The following is a 14,275-nucleotide window of genomic DNA, read 5'->3' on the forward strand; positions in this document are numbered from 1 at the left end:
TCAGTCCACGCCGGCCGCGGTTTCGTACAACGCTCGGAACGCCTGCGCCGTCCATCGCGACGGATCGGTGGTTTCATGGCGGGCGCGCTCCATCGCGCCCACGTCCTGATGGCCGAACAGTTCGGCCGCGCGCACCACCCGCGTTTCCACGAACGGCGAGCGGCCGTCGCGGCCCGACAAGACCTGCGCGATGCGGCTCCAATCGTCGAAGAAGTACTCCTGCAGCAGCGGAATCACCTGCAATCGGAACGCCGCGCGCAAGTCGTCCAGGCTCGCCACCCGGCTGAAGTAGGCGTGGCCGATGCGACGATCGCGGTCGAGCAGGAATTCCAGCCGGTCGTTGACCGCCTGGAGCAGCCGCCCCAGGTGAACGTCCTCGATTCGGCGCTCCAGCACCTGGTAATTAGGCGGCACCTCCTCGAATTCGAAGCGCCGGCGCAGCGCGATGTCGAGCAACGCGATGGAGCGGTCGGCGGTGTTCATCGTGCCGTAGAGGTCCAGGTTCTCCGGCACGCCGAAGCGCTCGTCGTCGCCGTCCTCGCCGCCGGTCCCTGGCAGTTGCACCTCCATGCCACGCGCCAGCGCGCCGCCGGCGTCGTAGCGCGCGCGCTTGTCCGGCTCGATCAGGGTGATGAGTTCCCCGAACACCTTGGCGATGTTGGCACGGTTGATTTCATCGATGAACAGCGCGTACGGCTTGCTCGGATTGGCCCGCGCTTCGGCGCAGATCTGCTTGAACACGCCATCGACCATGCGAAAACCGGTCGAGACCGCCCCGTCGCCGCCTTCGGCGGCCACCGGGCGCAGCCCGATCACGAAGTCCTCGTACGAATACGACGGATGGAACGTCACCACGCGATAGCGCAGGATCGGCCGCCCGGCCGAACCCGGCCCAGCCTTCCAGGCATCGGCCAGTTCCGCCGCCTCGGCATCGACCTCGCGCCAGTCTCCGACCACCGACCAGTCGGAGCTTTCGCTCTTGACGAACACGTAGGGCGCGCGCCGGTCCGCGACGTTGACCGTGGCGACCTCAAGCGGGGTATGGCTCTGCATGTACCCCCATAAGGTTGCGCGGACGCCGTTTCGCTTGCGCTGCGCTGCCTTTGCCTTGATCAGTTCGTGCTGTTCCAGCGCGGTGACCTTGACCGGCTTGCCGAGGTCGGCCAGCGCCGCGGCGATCACCGCGCGCCAGCCGAACCGCGACACCAGGCCCAACGCCCAGGTCGGCCGATCCACGTCGGCCGGCTGGTCGGTGTACTGCTTGAACAGTTGCTGCAGGCGCCAGGTCTTGCCGGTGCCGGGCGGTCCGTACAGGATCAGGTTGCGCGCGGCCGGCCGCAGCGCGTAGGCGACGTCCGGCTCCCTCACCGCAAGCGCCTCCTCGTCCTCCTCGGCGCTGTCGTCGGTTTCGTTGGGCTCCTTCCAGCTCTCGCGCAGCGGTTCCAGGTAGAAATCCAGGTCGGTGGTGGCGTAGCGCTGCTCCTGCTGCCCGCGCAAGGCCAGCAACGCCTCGTCCAGATCGCGGTCGCTCCAACGCCGGGTCTGCTTCATCGACGCCACGCCGAATCCCGCCAGCACCTTGCGCCGGTCGCCGTTGGTCGACATGCGCTCGACCCGCTCCGGAAACAGGAAATAACGCAGCATGTGACGGAACTGGCGGTCGCCGTCGCGCGGCACCGTAGCCATCCAGTCCATGAATCGGTCGTAGTCGGCGAACGCCGCGGCGCGGTCCTGCGGCGGCAGCGCCTTGATCGCCCGCCCCAGCGCAATGATGTAGATCACTTCGCGCCAACGGTTGGTGTTGACCCCCATGCCCGCGGAACCAATGCCGCCCAGCAGCGCGTCTGCCAGCATCGGATGGCTCGGGTCCAGCGCCTCGCCGGACCAGTCCCACACCCGCACCACGCCTTCGCGCTTGGTCTGCGCGGTGATGTTGCTGGGGAACAGGAACAGCGCCCACAGCACCTCGGCCATCAACTTTCGCGCGTCCGGCGGCGCATCCGCCAATTGGATGCGCAGCTTGTCGTAGAACCCCCCGTCTCCCGCCTCGGGCCGCTGCACGAAATAAAGGTCCAGGGCATCGAAGTTCGCAGCCGTGCCGGTTGCGTCGGCGCCGAACACGCTGCCGTCGCCGACCAAGCTGGCCTGCACCCAACGGCGGCCGGCGGCGACGACGGCCGGCGCATCGTGGTGATAAGTGTAAAGCGACATCCGATACCTCCCTGTGGACCGGCAGACGACGGCGACTGCCGACCCGATGCCATCGGCGACTGCGCCGAGCGGCAAAGCTACCGCGAAACCGGAGCTAACGATGCGGGCGCGAACAAAAATCGACGACGAAGCCGCATGGAGTTTGCCTGCGCCCCCCCGCGGGCGGCGGGGCTCGACTGAGTCGGGCAAGATGCGGCGAGAGGCCGATAGCGTCCTGCGACGCCCGGCCCGCCACGAGGGGCGGAAAACCACGAAAACAAACAGGGCCGCCTTTCGGCAGCCCTGATTGCTCGATTCGATATCGATTTGGCGTCCCCACGGGGATTCGAACCCCGGTCGCTACCGTGAAAGGGTAATGTCCTAGGCCTCTAGACGATGGGGACAAAACTGGTCGAGTTTTCCGGAAAACCCTGCGGCCCCTTTCATTCCGAGGATTGGTGGAGCCAGCCGGGATCGAACCGGCGACCTCCTGCATGCCATGCAGGCGCTCTCCCAGCTGAGCTATGGCCCCACGCGCTGGAAACTCTCTGTGTCGCATCGAAACCCCGAAAACGCAGGGCTTCAATATAAAACCCCCTGGACAGGGGGTTTTGGTGTGGCGTCCCCACGGGGATTCGAACCCCGGTCGCTACCGTGAAAGGGTAATGTCCTAGGCCTCTAGACGATGGGGACAAACCTTTGAAACTTCATTCCCTTCGAAACCCTTTCACCAGTTCGAAGAGTGGTGGAGCCAGCCGGGATCGAACCGGCGACCTCCTGCATGCCATGCAGGCGCTCTCCCAGCTGAGCTATGGCCCCACGGGCTGGAAAGACGAACATCTTAGCGGGCGTTCAGCGAAGTCGTCAAGCGTTCATCGCTGAATTTTTTGCCGCTCCATCGTGCCCTGCTTCGCGAGGATCGTCCTCGTTCGGATCGGGCGGCGACGGGTCGAGTTCGACGGGGCGCAATCTTGTCATGCCATGCCCGCGTTCGGCTAGATACTCGAGCCACTTTCCTAAAAAAGTATTCATGCGCATGCGATGGCCGAGCACCTGCGCCGGCGGCGGGTACATGCCGATCGCGTCCTGCCAGCGCCGCCCCACATAACAGTGGGTGGCCTCGACCTGGTGCGCATCGTGGTACAGCCGCACGTAGGCCGAAGGATCGGGCTCGCCGGTCAGCGGGTCCTGCATGGCGTAGGTCAGGCGCAGCTCGGTGGTGTAGCGATGCTGCTCGAGCACGTCCAGGCGCAGGTCCAGGCCGTCGCCGACCTGCGACAGGTACACGCCGCGCGCGAGACCGGCCGGCTCGAACATGCGGGTGAGGCGTTCGTGGTTCTCCGCGTACAGGCCCATCAACCAGCCGAAACGGCTGAGTTTGGGGATGCGCGCGAAACGGGAGGCGGCTTGCGTCATGCACGCGATGCTACACGCTGGAAGGCGTTCGCGGCAGGATTGACGAAATCGCGAAAAACCCTTAAATTATAGGCTCTTTCGCGATGCCGGCGGGCACGAAGAAGGGCCTCGCGCAATGCGATCGCCGCCCGCCTCCATTCAGCATCGCGCTTCCCCGCCACGCCCTGCTCCGCTGCCGGCCGCTTCGCCCGCGCGCATCGCCGCGGCGCGCACGCGCACAAAGAGCCCGGCGCACCTGCGCGCGCCGGACGGTTGCGTATCGCTGCGGCGCAGCCTGCGCCTGAATCGTTCAGAACATCTCGCGATGGATCCCCAGCGTGGTCATGACCTTGCTGGAAATCTCCTCGATCGAGGTGTGGGTGGTGCTCAGCGTCGGGATGCGTTCGGCGCGGAACATGGCCTCGGCCGCGGCGACCTCGCGCTTGCAGGTCTCGAACTTGGCGTAGCGCGAATTCGGCCGGCGCTCCTGGCGGATCTGCTGCAGCCGCACCGGATCGATGGTCAGGCCGAACAGTTTCTGCCGGAACGGCCGCAGCCGCGGCGGCAGCCGGTCGTGCTCGAGGTCTTCCTCGGTCAGCGGGTAGTTGGCCGCGCGCACGCCGTAGTGCAGGGCCAGGTACACGCAGGTCGGGGTTTTGCCGGCGCGCGAGACCGCCACCAGGATCAAGTCGGCCTCGTTGTAGTCCACGCTCTGCCCGTCGTCGTGGGTCAGGGCGTAGTTCATGGCGTTGATGCGGCGGTGGTAAGTGTCGAAGTCGACGATGCCGTGGGCCTGGTTGACTCGGCGCTGGCGGGTCTCGTGCAGCTCGCGCTCCAGCGGTTCGATGAACGGCGCGAAAACGTCGAGCATCAGCGCCCCGCTCTCGGCCAGGGCCGCGCCGACCTCGCCGTCCATGCAGGAATTGATGACCACCGGGCGCACCCCGTAGGCCACCGCCGCCTCGCGGATCTTGCCCGCGACCTCCTGCGCCCGCTCCACCGTATCCACGAACGCGATGCGGTCGGTGACGAAGCGGGTCTCGGTGAACTGCGTCAGCAAGCTGTGCCCGATGGTCTCGGCGGTGATGCCGGTGCCGTCGGAAATGTAGAAGACCGGGCGGGTTGCTGCCATCGATAACCTCGTCTAAGAAAACGGTGCCAGTCGGAAAAAGCCCGGGGGCCAGTACAAAAAGCCCGCCGGATCAAGCTTGTATGCCCCGGACGCACGGGCGATCATATCGTCTTGGCCGCGCCCTGATGCGTCCCAGTCCCCCTCGGAGATAGTGTGTCTTGAACGAGAACATCCTCTGGCTGCACGCGCTGCGCCTCCACGACCTGGCCCGCGTCGGCGGCAAGAACTCCTCGCTTGGCGAGATGATCGGCAACCTGGCCAACCTGGGCGTCTCGGTCCCGGGCGGCTACGCCACCACCGCCGAGGCCTTCAAGGCCTTCATCGCCCACAACGACCTGCACCAGCGCATCTACGACCGCCTCGCCACGCTCGACGTGGAAGACGTGCCGGCGCTGACCCGGGCCGGCGGCGAAATCCGCGGCTGGGTGATCGACGCGCCGCTGCAGCCGGACCTGGACCAGGACATCCGCACGGCCTACCGCACGCTGTGCGACGAGAACGGCGGCGGCGACGTCGCCGTCGCGGTGCGCTCCTCGGCCACCGCCGAAGACCTGCCCGACGCCTCCTTCGCCGGCCAGCAGGAGACCTTCCTCAACGTGACCGGCGAAGACGACGTCGTGCGCAAGGTCAAGGAAGTCTTCGCCAGCCTCTACAACGACCGCGCCATCGCCTACCGCGTGCACCACGGCTTCAAGCACGAGGACGTGTTCCTGTCCGCCGGCGTGCAGCTGATGGTCCGCTCCGACGTCGGCGCTTCCGGCGTGCTGTTCACCCTGGATACCGAGTCGGGCTTCCGCGAGGTGGTGTTCATCACGTCCAGCTACGGCCTCGGCGAGATGGTCGTGCAGGGCGCGGTGAACCCCGACGAGTTCTACGTCTACAAGCCCACCCTGGCCCAGGGCAAGCCGGCGATCCTGCGCCGCAGCGTCGGCGCCAAGCAGCTGCGCATGGTCTATTCCAGCCAGCCCGGCGAGCGCGTGCGCACCGAGGACACCCCGGCCGAGCTGCGCGCCAAGTTCTCGATCACCGACGAGGACGTGCACGAGCTGGCCAAGCAGGCGTTGGTGATCGAAAAGCATTACGGCCGTCCGATGGACGTGGAATGGGCCAAGGACGGCGTCAGCGGCAAGCTGTTCATCGTCCAGGCGCGCCCGGAAACGGTGAAGTCGCGGGCCAAGGCCACCCAGATCGAGCGCTACCAGCTCGGCCAGCGCGGCCCGGTGATCGCCGAAGGCCGCGCCATCGGCCAGAAGATCGGCAGCGGCGTGGCGCGCGTGGTGCGCAGCCTCGACGACATGGCGCGGGTGCAGCCCGGCGACGTGCTCGTCGCCGACATGACCGATCCCGACTGGGAGCCGGTGATGAAGCGCTCGGCCGCGATCGTCACCAACCGTGGCGGCCGCACCTGCCACGCCGCGATCATCGCCCGCGAGCTCGGCGTGCCGGCCGTGGTCGGCACCGGCAACGCGCTGGACACGATCAAGGACGGCGAGACCATCACCGTCAGCTGCGCCGAGGGCGACACCGGCTTCATCTACGACGGCGCGCTGCCGTTCGAGCGCCACGTCGCCGACCTCGACAAGATGCCGCCGGCGCCGCTGAAGGTGATGATGAACGTCGCCAACCCCGAGCGCGCGTTCGACTTCGCCATGCTGCCCAACGCCGGCGTCGGCCTGGCGCGGCTGGAGATGATCATCGCCAGCCACATCGGCATCCATCCCAAGGCGCTGCTGGAATACGCCTCGCAGGACGCGGCGACCAAGAAGAAGATCGACGAGAAGATCGCCGGCTACGGCGACGACCCGGTGCAGTTCTACGTGGACCGCCTGGCCGAGGGCATCGCCACCATCACCGCCTCGTTCGCGCCGCATCCGGTGATCGTGCGCCTGTCGGACTTCAAGTCCAACGAATACGCCAACCTGATCGGCGGCTCGCGCTACGAACCGCACGAAGAGAACCCGATGATCGGCTTCCGCGGCGCCAGCCGCTACGTCGATCCGTCGTTCTCCGACGCCTTCGCCCTGGAATGCCAGGCGGTGCTGAAGGTGCGCGAGCAGATGGGCCTGACCAACTGCTGGATCATGATCCCGTTCGTGCGCACGCTCGACGAAGGCCGCCGGGTGATCGAGGTGCTGGAGAAGAACGGCCTGCGCAAGGGCGAGAACGGCCTGCAGGTGATCATGATGTGCGAGGTTCCCTCCAACGCGCTGCTGGCCGACGAGTTCCTGGAGATCTTCGACGGCTTCTCGATCGGCTCCAACGACCTGACCCAGCTCAGCCTCGGCCTGGACCGCGACTCGGCCATCGTCGCCCAGCTGTTCGACGAACGCGATCCTGCGGTCAAGAAGCTGCTGGCGATGGCGATCTCGGCCGCGCGCGCCAAGGGCAAGTACGTCGGCATCTGCGGCCAGGGCCCGAGCGACCATCCGGACCTGGCCGAGTGGCTGATGCAGCAAGGCATCGAGTCGGTGTCGCTGAATCCCGACACCGTGGTCGACACCTGGTTGCGCCTGGCCAAGGCCAAGGCCAAGGGCTGAGTCCGGGCATGGCGAAAACCGACGCGTCCCAGGCCGCTGCCAAGGCCGCCGCCGCCAAGGCGCAGGCGTCCGAGCCCGTGATGGGGCTCGGCGCCGGCTTCGACTTCGACAAGCTGATGGGCTGGGCCCAGACCCAGGGCCTGAAGCTGCTGGCCGCGCTGGCGATCCTGCTGATCGGGCTGTGGATCGCCAAGCGCCTGTCGCGCGCGCTGGAGCGGGTCATGACCCGCGCCAACATGGAAGTCACCCTGCGCGGCTTCCTGCGCAACATCGCCTATGCGGTGATGGTGGTGGTGGTCGCGGTGGCCGCGCTGCAGGCGCTCGGCGTGCCGACGACCTCGGTGCTGGCGGTGCTCGGCGCCGCCGGCCTGGCGATCGGCTTGGCGCTGAAGGACTCGCTGTCCAACATCGCCTCCGGGGTGATGCTGATCGTGCTGCGCCCGTTCCGCGCCGGCGACTACGTGCAGGCCGCCGGCGTCGAGGGCACGGTCGAGCAGATCCGGGTGTTCCAGACCCGCCTGCGCACCATCGACAACCGGGTGATCGTGCTGCCCAACAGCCTGATCACCACCGCGGTCATCGTCAATTTCACCGCCAATCCCCGGCGCCGCATCGACCTCACCGTCGGCGTGGGCTACGACGACGATCTGAAGGTCGCCAAGGACACCCTGCTGGCGCTGGCCGCGGCGCATCCCAAGGTGCTCAAGGACCCGCCGCCGGAGGTGCTGGTGACCGCGCTGGCCGAGAGCAGCGTCAACCTGGAGCTGCGCGCCTGGGCCAAGACCGGCGACCTGGTCCACACCAAGAGCGACCTGGTCGAGGGCATCCGCAACGAGCTGATCGGCAAGGGGCTCAACATCCCGTATCCGCAGCGCGACCTGCACGTGTACCACCACGATGCCGATGGCCGGCCGATCGGCGAGGTGCTGGCCAAGTCGGTGGCCGACGACGGCGACATCCCGGCGCCTGCGGTCAAGCCGAAGGCTTGAGCGATTCCACGCAGGGCGCCATGCGCCCTCGCCTTTGCCGCGAATGTGGGTATCCCGCTGTAGCAGCTGCGCGAGCTGCGACCCACGCAGCGGTGTACGCGAGCGCAGTTCGTCGAAGCCGCGCCGCGCAGGTTTTCCGTTTCGATACGCCGCTCAAAGCGCCGGCCGACTGCCAAGGGCTTCGGCGAACCGCGCTCGCGTACATCGCTGCGGTGGGTCGCAGCTCGCGCAGCTCCTACAGTGGCTGCGTTGCGGTCCCGCGCGAGACCGAGGCCAAGACTCAGCCCGCGAGCCCGCCGAGCTTGCCCATGAACCCGCGGTAATGCCGCAGCTCGGCGATCGAGTCGTGCACGTCGCTCAGCGCGGTGTGCTTGCTGTCCTTGTGCATCCCGGCGAGCACCTCCGGCGACCAGCGCCGCGCCAGTTCCTTGACCGTGCTGACGTCGAGGTTGCGGTAGTGGAAGTACTTCTCCAGCTTCGGCATGCAGCGGTGCAGGAAGCGGCGGTCCTGGCAGATCGAGTTGCCGCAGATCGGCGAGGCGTTCGGCGCGACCCACTTGGCCAGGAACTCCAGGGTCGACCGCTCGGCGTCGGCCATCTCCACGCCCTGCTCGACCACCCGCTTCCACAGCCCGGACTTGCCGTGCTGGTTGCGGTTCCACTCGTCCATCGCCTCCAGCCGTTGCAGCGGATGGGCGATGGCCAGTTCCGGGCCTTCGGCGAGCACGTTGAGTTGGGCGTCGGTGACCACCGTGGCGATCTCCAGGATCGAGTCGCGGTCGGTGTCCAGCCCGGTCATTTCCAGGTCGATCCAGATCAACCGGTGTTCGTGTCCGTGCTCGTGTCCGGGGTGTCCGCTCATGGCCTCGCCGTAGGGTTGCAGGTCGCGGCATCATAGCCCACCCGACCCCGATGGCCGCGCCGCGATGACCGCCAACGCCCCCGACGTCCACTACGCGATCCTGACCGCGATGCTGGCGCCCGCGTTCTTCCTGACCGCGACCGCCTCGCTGCTGCTGTCGGCCAACAACCGCCTGGCCCGGGTCATCGACCGCGCGCGGGTCCTGCTCAAGGAACTGGCCGAGACCGAGGACGCCGAAGAGCGCGAACTGATCGAACGCCACATCCTGCGCCAGAAGAAGCGCAGCCGGATCATCCTGCGCGGCAGCCAGCTGCTGTACACCGCGATCAGCTTCTTCGTCGGCACCAGCCTGACCGTGGCCGGCGACGCCGTGCTCGGCTATCGCCTGGGCCTGGTGCCGACCGTGCTGGCCGCGCTCGGGGTGCTGTCGATGTTCGCCGCCAGCCTGCTGCTGGCGCGCGAATCCTCGCTGGCGGTGGAGGCGGTCAACGAGGAGATGGACCACGGCCACGCCAGCGCGGTCAAGCGTTGGGCCAAGCCGCGCAGCTGAGCGGCCGGCGGCCCCACCCGCGCCGGATCGGCTTCGCCCGGTGGGAGGGCCTTCAGGCCCGACGCTTTTCGATCCGCCGCCGCGACCCCATACCGCGCTGCGAGCCGGCCGAAACGCGTCCCACCATCGCGCCTGGCGCCGCCGCTTCCGGCTTGCGGCATGATGGAGGCCCGCGCCGTTCCGCCGCCCCGCTCCACGCCATGGCCATGCCCGATCCGTTGCAGCTGAGTTCGCACTACGCCGTGGTCTCGGCGATGATCACGCCGGCGTTCTTCCTCACCGCCACCGCCTCGCTGCTGGTGTCGTCGAACAACCGCCTGGCGCGCGTGGTCGACCGCATGCGCCAGCAACTGGCGACGCTGGAGGACACCGTCGACGAGCACGCGCGGCAGTACCTGGAGGCGCGCATCATCCTGCACCGCCGGCGCGTGCGCCTGATCCTGACCTGCCTGCAGTTGCTGTACGGCGCGATGACCGCGTTCGTCGGCACCAGCCTGGCCATCGGCATCGACCAGTTCGCCGACTACCGCCTGCGCGGCGTGCCGACCGCGCTGGCGATGTGCGGCGTGCTGCTGGTGCTGGCCGCCTGCATCAACATGGGCCGCGAAGCGCGCATGAGCGTGAGCATGCTCGACGCCGAAGTGAAGCGCGAGTTCGATCGCGACAACGGGCGCAGGAAACGCGAGCGCGACTGACCGGCAACGCGCGCCGCTTCGCGGCGACTCGGCATTGCATCACAAAGCGCGATCGCGCCGGCGCCTTCGCGACGACCGCCGGCATGCGCACGCTTCATGCGCGCATGCGCAGGGCCGGGGCCCGTATCGCCACATCGCCGGCGCAGCGACGCGGCAGGCGATCCGCAGGCGATCCGCGGGCGATGAGCGCGAGCCGATCGACGCAGGTTTTCTGCCGCGCCCGCGCCGCGCATTGCGCATGCGCCCCGCTCCCGCCGGCGCAAGCGTATACGCGATACGGCCGCATCGGCGGCCACGCGCAGGACGCCGCCGTGTGTCGGCCAGCACATGCTGGGTAAGCCTTCCGCACAGTTCGCAAGGTTCGCCGGCGAGCGTGCGGCGACCGCGAATTCTTCTGCGACTGCACGCACGAACCGTCGGCGCGCGCTGCCGATAAGCTGCGCCCACGACCGGCCTGCAACCTGCGCTTGCGCGTGGCGCGCCGACCTTCCCGCCTCACGCGCGCAGCGCATCGGATCCACGGCAACCACCCGCACGCCACACCGTCGGTACGCCGGCCACGTTCGCAGACGCGCTCGCCGCGCCGCTGCGCAGGCCACGAACGCGTTGTGCGACAAAAAACGATGCCGCTATCTTCGGGCCGCCGTCCGGCCGTCGATGCGCATCGGGCAAGGAGCGCCCGCCGCATCGCCCGCGCCAATGCGCGGCTGCGGCCCGAACCGCCTTCATCAACGCGCTCCAGGGGAATGAATCCGATGTTTCTTCACTCGTTGCGGGTGCGCCTGCTGCTGCCCGTGCTGGCGCTGGTGCTGGTCGCGGTGACCGCATTGACCGTCGCGCTCGCCCTGGTCCAGGCGCGCCACGTGCGCGACGACGCCGCCCAGTCGATCGAACGCCGCACCCTGGCGCTGCAGAGCCTGTTCGGCGTCACCCGTTCGGTCATGCTCGAGCGCACCCACGACGCCATGCGCCTGCTGCGCAGCGAAGGCCGCCGGCTCGGCGCGGCCAGCCTGGGCGGGCGCGTCGTCGTCGGCGGGCGCATCGCCAACGACCTGGTGCTCGGCGGGGTGTCGCAGGCCAACAACTTCGCCCTGGTCGACAGCGTCACCGCCATCGCCCAAGGCACCGCGACCTTGTTCGCGCGCGACGGCGAGGACTTCGTCCGCGTCGCCACCAACGTGCGCAAGGACGACGGCAGCCGCGCCATCGGCACCCAGCTCGATCCGCTCGGCCAGGTGATCCCGCACATGCGCAAGGGCGAAAACTTCTACGGCGTGGTCGACATCCTCGGCACGCCCTACGTCACCGGCTACGAGCCGATCTTCGCCGACGCCGACGGCCGGCGCCCGATCGGCGTGTGGTACGTGGGCTACAAGACCGACCTGCAGGCGCTGTCGGAGGTCGTCGACGCCAGCCAGGTGCTCGACTCGGGTTTCATCGCGGTGTTCGACGGCAAGGACACGCTGCGCTTCTACTCCAAGACCGGCGCCACCACCGACCCTGCGCAAATCGTCCGCATCGCCGAGCAGGCCCCGGACGGTTGGGTGGTCAGTCGGCAGGAGGTGCCGAACTGGGGCTTCACCCTGGTCTCGGCCTATCCCAAGAGCGACGTGGACAAGGCGATCGCGCGCCAGTCGCTGTGGATCGGCGGTATCGGCCTGCTGGTGTGCGCGTTGATCCTGGGCCTGCAATGGGGCCTGATCTGGAGCCGCGTGCTCAAGCCGATCCAGCGCCTGACCACGGTCGCCGAGGAGCTGAGCGTGGGCCAGTGGGGCCACGCCATCGAGGAAACCGAACTCAAGGACGAGATCGGCAAGCTCGCCCGCGCCATCTCGCGCCTGTCCTACAGCGTGCGCGTGGCGATGGAGCGGTTGGCCAAGCTCTCGCGCTGATCCGCTCTTGCGCCGATCCGCTCCGCCCCGCCCCCGACAGCGCCCCAGGAAGCGTCGCATGAGCAATGAGTTCCGACCGCTGGTGCAGGTGCTGCGCGAGCTCAAGACGCTGGCGCACAAGCGCGTCTCGGGCTTCGCCTACATCGTCACCGAAGACAACCATTCCTGCATCGTGCGCGTGCACCAGGGCCAGGTGCAGGAAGTGGTGTACCGGATGCTGCGCAACGAAGAGGCGGTGCAGCGCCTGTCGATGGTGGCCGCGGCCAGGGTGCGCTTCGAGAACAGCGGCGTCGCCGCGCTGCCGGCCGGGCGCGCGCCGTTGAGCGAAGGCTCGGTGGAGTGGCTGCTCGGCGGGTTCGAACACGACCTGGGCGGCCAGCGGTATCAATACGCGCCGCCTTCGATGCCCGCGTCGGCGCCACGAGCGAACGGCGCAGGCGCAGGCGCGGCGCCCGCACCCGCGGCGCTGGCGGGCGCGGCGCCGGCGGGCGCGGCCAACCCGCGCGCGCGCCAGGCGCTGGAGCAGGTCGCGCTGAGCTATCTGGGGCCGATCGCCGGCCTGCTGTGCCAGGAAGCCCTGGACGCCAGCGGCGGCGATCCGCACAAGGCCATCGCGCAACTGGCCGGGCAGTTGTATTCGCAGCAGGAGGCGCAGCGCTTCAGCGAGCAGGCGCGCACGGCGCTGGCGGCGTTGCGCTGACGGGCGCGGGCGCGCGGGCGCGGCGCGGGTTTCGTCGTCGTCGGAATGTCGCGGTCGCGACTCGCGTCGCTCCTACAGGGCGAGGCCGCGGCAACGTCCTGCCTGCAGGAGCGACGCGAGTCGCGACCGCGGAGCCTGCCGATCGCCGCGAACCCGCAAACCCGCCCCGCTCACACCGACTTGCCGCGCTTGCGCCGGAAATACGCGCTCAGCCGCGCCCCGGCCTCGTCGCCGAGCACTCCGCCGAGCACCGCCACGCGGTGGTTGTGGCGCGGATCGGCGAGCAGGTCGAACACGCTGCCGGCGGCGCCGGTCTTGGGGTCGAAGGCGCCGAACACCACCCGCGCCACGCGCGCGTGCACCATCGCCATCGCGCACATCGCGCACGGCTCCAGGGTCACGTACAAGGTCGCGCCGACCAGACGGTGGTTGCCGATGCGCTGGCCGCCTTCGCGCATCGCCACGATCTCGGCGTGCGCGGACGGATCGTGCAGGCCGATGTTGCGGTTCCAGCCTTCGCCGAGCGGTTCGCCGGCTTCCGACACCAGCACCGCGCCGACCGGGATCTCGTCGTACTCGCGCTCGGCGCGCTCGGCCAGGTCCAGCGCGCGGCGCATCCAGTACAGATCGATCTCGGCTTGTTGTGGCTCGCTCACGTTCGCTCCCGCAGCGGCGCCGCAGCAACGCGGCGCCCGGGCGCGATTATGGTGCAGCCGCGCGGCGCGCGCATCCGCTGCGTCCGCCGCCGCGGATATGCGCCGCCGCGAACGCAGCGCGCCCGCGGCGGCGCGCGCGATCAGGCCGCGCCGCGCAGATAGTCCGTCTTGCCCAGCGGCACGCCGAGGTGGCGCAGGATGCCGTAGGCGGTGGTGAGGTGGAAATAGAAGTTCGGCAGCACGAAGCCGCGGATGTAGTCGCGGGCGAGGAAGCTCAGTTCGCGGCCGCCGGGACGGATCACGATCTCGCGCTCTTCCTGCCCGTCCATGCTGTCGGCGGGCACGCTGCGCAGGAAGTCCTGGGTCTTGGCGATGCGCTCGCGCAGTTCCTCCAGGGTGGTCTCGTTGTCGGGGAAGCTCGGCGGCGCGATGCCGGCCAGGCGCGCGGCGCCGAACTTGGCCGCGTCGCTGGCCGATTGCACCTGGCCGATCAGGGTGTACATGTCCGGCGCCAGCCGCCCGGCCAGCAGTTGCGCGGGGTCCTGGCCCTGGGCGCGGGCATGCGCGATGCCCTGGTCGAGCAGGTGCTGGAGCACGTCGAGGCCGCGCTGGAACGCGGGCACGGAGATGTCGTAGAGCGAGAGGCTCATGGGGTTTCCTGGGTGGCGTGGCGGGGA

The 14,275-nt window shown here is 68.7% G+C and carries 12 protein-coding genes and 4 tRNA genes; 6 read left to right on the plus strand and 10 right to left on the minus strand.

Annotated features, from left to right (window positions below; genetic code table 11):
• From BLV01_RS01300 to BLV01_RS01330, 7 genes are all read right to left on the minus strand, one after another.
• Entirely contained in the window at positions 1–2,463 is a 2,463-nt protein-coding gene (locus BLV01_RS01300) for an AAA family ATPase (protein ID WP_139178377.1), read from the minus strand.
• Positions 2,464–2,518: 55 nt separating this feature from the next.
• A tRNA-Glu gene (locus BLV01_RS01305) sits at positions 2,519–2,594 on the minus strand.
• 52 nt (positions 2,595–2,646) lie between these two features.
• Positions 2,647–2,722: transfer RNA gene (locus BLV01_RS01310), tRNA-Ala, on the minus strand.
• A gap of 85 nt (positions 2,723–2,807) precedes the next feature.
• A tRNA-Glu gene (locus BLV01_RS01315) sits at positions 2,808–2,883 on the minus strand.
• Between the two features lie 50 nt (positions 2,884–2,933).
• Positions 2,934–3,009, minus strand: a tRNA-Ala gene (locus BLV01_RS01320).
• A 45-nt stretch (positions 3,010–3,054) separates the two neighbouring features.
• Complete coding sequence (locus tag BLV01_RS01325; protein ID WP_091793371.1) at positions 3,055–3,606, minus strand: DUF1249 domain-containing protein; 552 nt, start codon at positions 3,604–3,606, stop codon at positions 3,055–3,057.
• Between the two features lie 289 nt (positions 3,607–3,895).
• The gene (locus BLV01_RS01330) at positions 3,896–4,717 is read right to left on the minus strand and encodes a posphoenolpyruvate synthetase regulatory kinase/phosphorylase PpsR (protein ID WP_091793373.1); all 822 of its coding nucleotides are present in this window, start codon (positions 4,715–4,717) and stop codon (positions 3,896–3,898) included.
• A gap of 158 nt (positions 4,718–4,875) precedes the next feature.
• Between BLV01_RS01330 and ppsA the strand changes: the two genes are divergently transcribed.
• On the plus strand, positions 4,876–7,254 hold the full coding sequence (gene ppsA / locus BLV01_RS01335) for a phosphoenolpyruvate synthase (RefSeq protein WP_091793375.1): 2,379 nt from the start codon (positions 4,876–4,878) through the stop codon (positions 7,252–7,254).
• 8 nt (positions 7,255–7,262) lie between these two features.
• Entirely contained in the window at positions 7,263–8,243 is a 981-nt protein-coding gene (locus tag BLV01_RS01340) for a mechanosensitive ion channel family protein (RefSeq protein ID WP_175485727.1), read from the plus strand.
• A 280-nt stretch (positions 8,244–8,523) separates the two neighbouring features.
• Here the strand turns inward: BLV01_RS01340 and orn are convergent, their stop codons facing one another.
• Complete coding sequence (orn, locus tag BLV01_RS01345; RefSeq protein ID WP_091793377.1) at positions 8,524–9,105, minus strand: oligoribonuclease; 582 nt, start codon at positions 9,103–9,105, stop codon at positions 8,524–8,526.
• A 64-nt stretch (positions 9,106–9,169) separates the two neighbouring features.
• Here orn and BLV01_RS01350 point away from each other — a divergent pair, with 64 nt between their 5' ends.
• The 4 genes from BLV01_RS01350 (at position 9,170) to BLV01_RS01365 (ending at position 12,942) form a co-directional block, all read left to right on the plus strand.
• Positions 9,170–9,655, plus strand: coding sequence for a DUF2721 domain-containing protein (locus BLV01_RS01350; protein WP_091793379.1), 486 nt, complete (start codon positions 9,170–9,172; stop codon positions 9,653–9,655).
• 200 nt (positions 9,656–9,855) lie between these two features.
• Positions 9,856–10,350 (plus strand): DUF2721 domain-containing protein, encoded by a 495-nt coding sequence (locus BLV01_RS01355; RefSeq protein ID WP_254782474.1) that lies wholly within the window; start codon positions 9,856–9,858, stop codon positions 10,348–10,350.
• Between the two features lie 755 nt (positions 10,351–11,105).
• Positions 11,106–12,242: a Cache 3/Cache 2 fusion domain-containing protein gene (locus tag BLV01_RS01360; RefSeq protein WP_091794584.1), complete on the plus strand. Its 1,137-nt coding sequence runs from the start codon at positions 11,106–11,108 to the stop codon at positions 12,240–12,242.
• 58 nt (positions 12,243–12,300) lie between these two features.
• Positions 12,301–12,942: a DUF8082 domain-containing protein gene (locus BLV01_RS01365; RefSeq protein WP_091793381.1), complete on the plus strand. Its 642-nt coding sequence runs from the start codon at positions 12,301–12,303 to the stop codon at positions 12,940–12,942.
• 170 nt (positions 12,943–13,112) lie between these two features.
• On the opposite strand, the gene tadA is transcribed toward BLV01_RS01365, so the two are convergent.
• Both tadA and BLV01_RS01375 read right to left on the minus strand, forming a co-directional pair.
• Positions 13,113–13,598, minus strand: a complete 486-nt coding sequence (tadA, locus tag BLV01_RS01370; RefSeq protein ID WP_343124235.1) for a tRNA adenosine(34) deaminase TadA — start codon at positions 13,596–13,598, stop codon at positions 13,113–13,115.
• A gap of 140 nt (positions 13,599–13,738) precedes the next feature.
• Positions 13,739–14,248 carry a DUF1993 domain-containing protein gene (locus BLV01_RS01375; RefSeq protein ID WP_091793383.1) on the minus strand — a complete coding sequence of 170 codons (510 nt, stop codon included), beginning with the start codon at positions 14,246–14,248 and terminating at the stop codon, positions 13,739–13,741.
• Positions 14,249–14,275: the final 27 nt, after the last annotated feature.

The sequence above is a fragment of the Lysobacter sp. yr284 genome (assembly GCF_900107375.1).
GTDB lineage: Bacteria > Pseudomonadota > Gammaproteobacteria > Xanthomonadales > Xanthomonadaceae > Lysobacter.

Bases quoted from the DNA above. Each gene is read 5' to 3' on its own strand.
- orn (WP_091793377.1), bottom strand. From the start codon at position 9,105: ATGAGCGGACACCCCGGACACGAGCACGGACACGAACACCGGTTGATC.
- BLV01_RS01350 (WP_091793379.1), top strand. From the start codon at position 9,170: ATGACCGCCAACGCCCCCGACGTCCACTACGCGATCCTGACCGCGATG.
- BLV01_RS01365 (WP_091793381.1), top strand. From the start codon at position 12,301: ATGAGCAATGAGTTCCGACCGCTGGTGCAGGTGCTGCGCGAGCTCAAG.
- BLV01_RS01360 (WP_091794584.1), top strand. From the start codon at position 11,106: ATGTTTCTTCACTCGTTGCGGGTGCGCCTGCTGCTGCCCGTGCTGGCG.
- BLV01_RS01375 (WP_091793383.1), bottom strand. From the start codon at position 14,248: ATGAGCCTCTCGCTCTACGACATCTCCGTGCCCGCGTTCCAGCGCGGC.
- BLV01_RS01355 (WP_254782474.1), top strand. From the start codon at position 9,856: ATGGCCATGCCCGATCCGTTGCAGCTGAGTTCGCACTACGCCGTGGTC.
- BLV01_RS01340 (WP_175485727.1), top strand. From the start codon at position 7,263: ATGGCGAAAACCGACGCGTCCCAGGCCGCTGCCAAGGCCGCCGCCGCC.
- BLV01_RS01330 (WP_091793373.1), bottom strand. From the start codon at position 4,717: ATGGCAGCAACCCGCCCGGTCTTCTACATTTCCGACGGCACCGGCATC.
- BLV01_RS01325 (WP_091793371.1), bottom strand. From the start codon at position 3,606: ATGACGCAAGCCGCCTCCCGTTTCGCGCGCATCCCCAAACTCAGCCGT.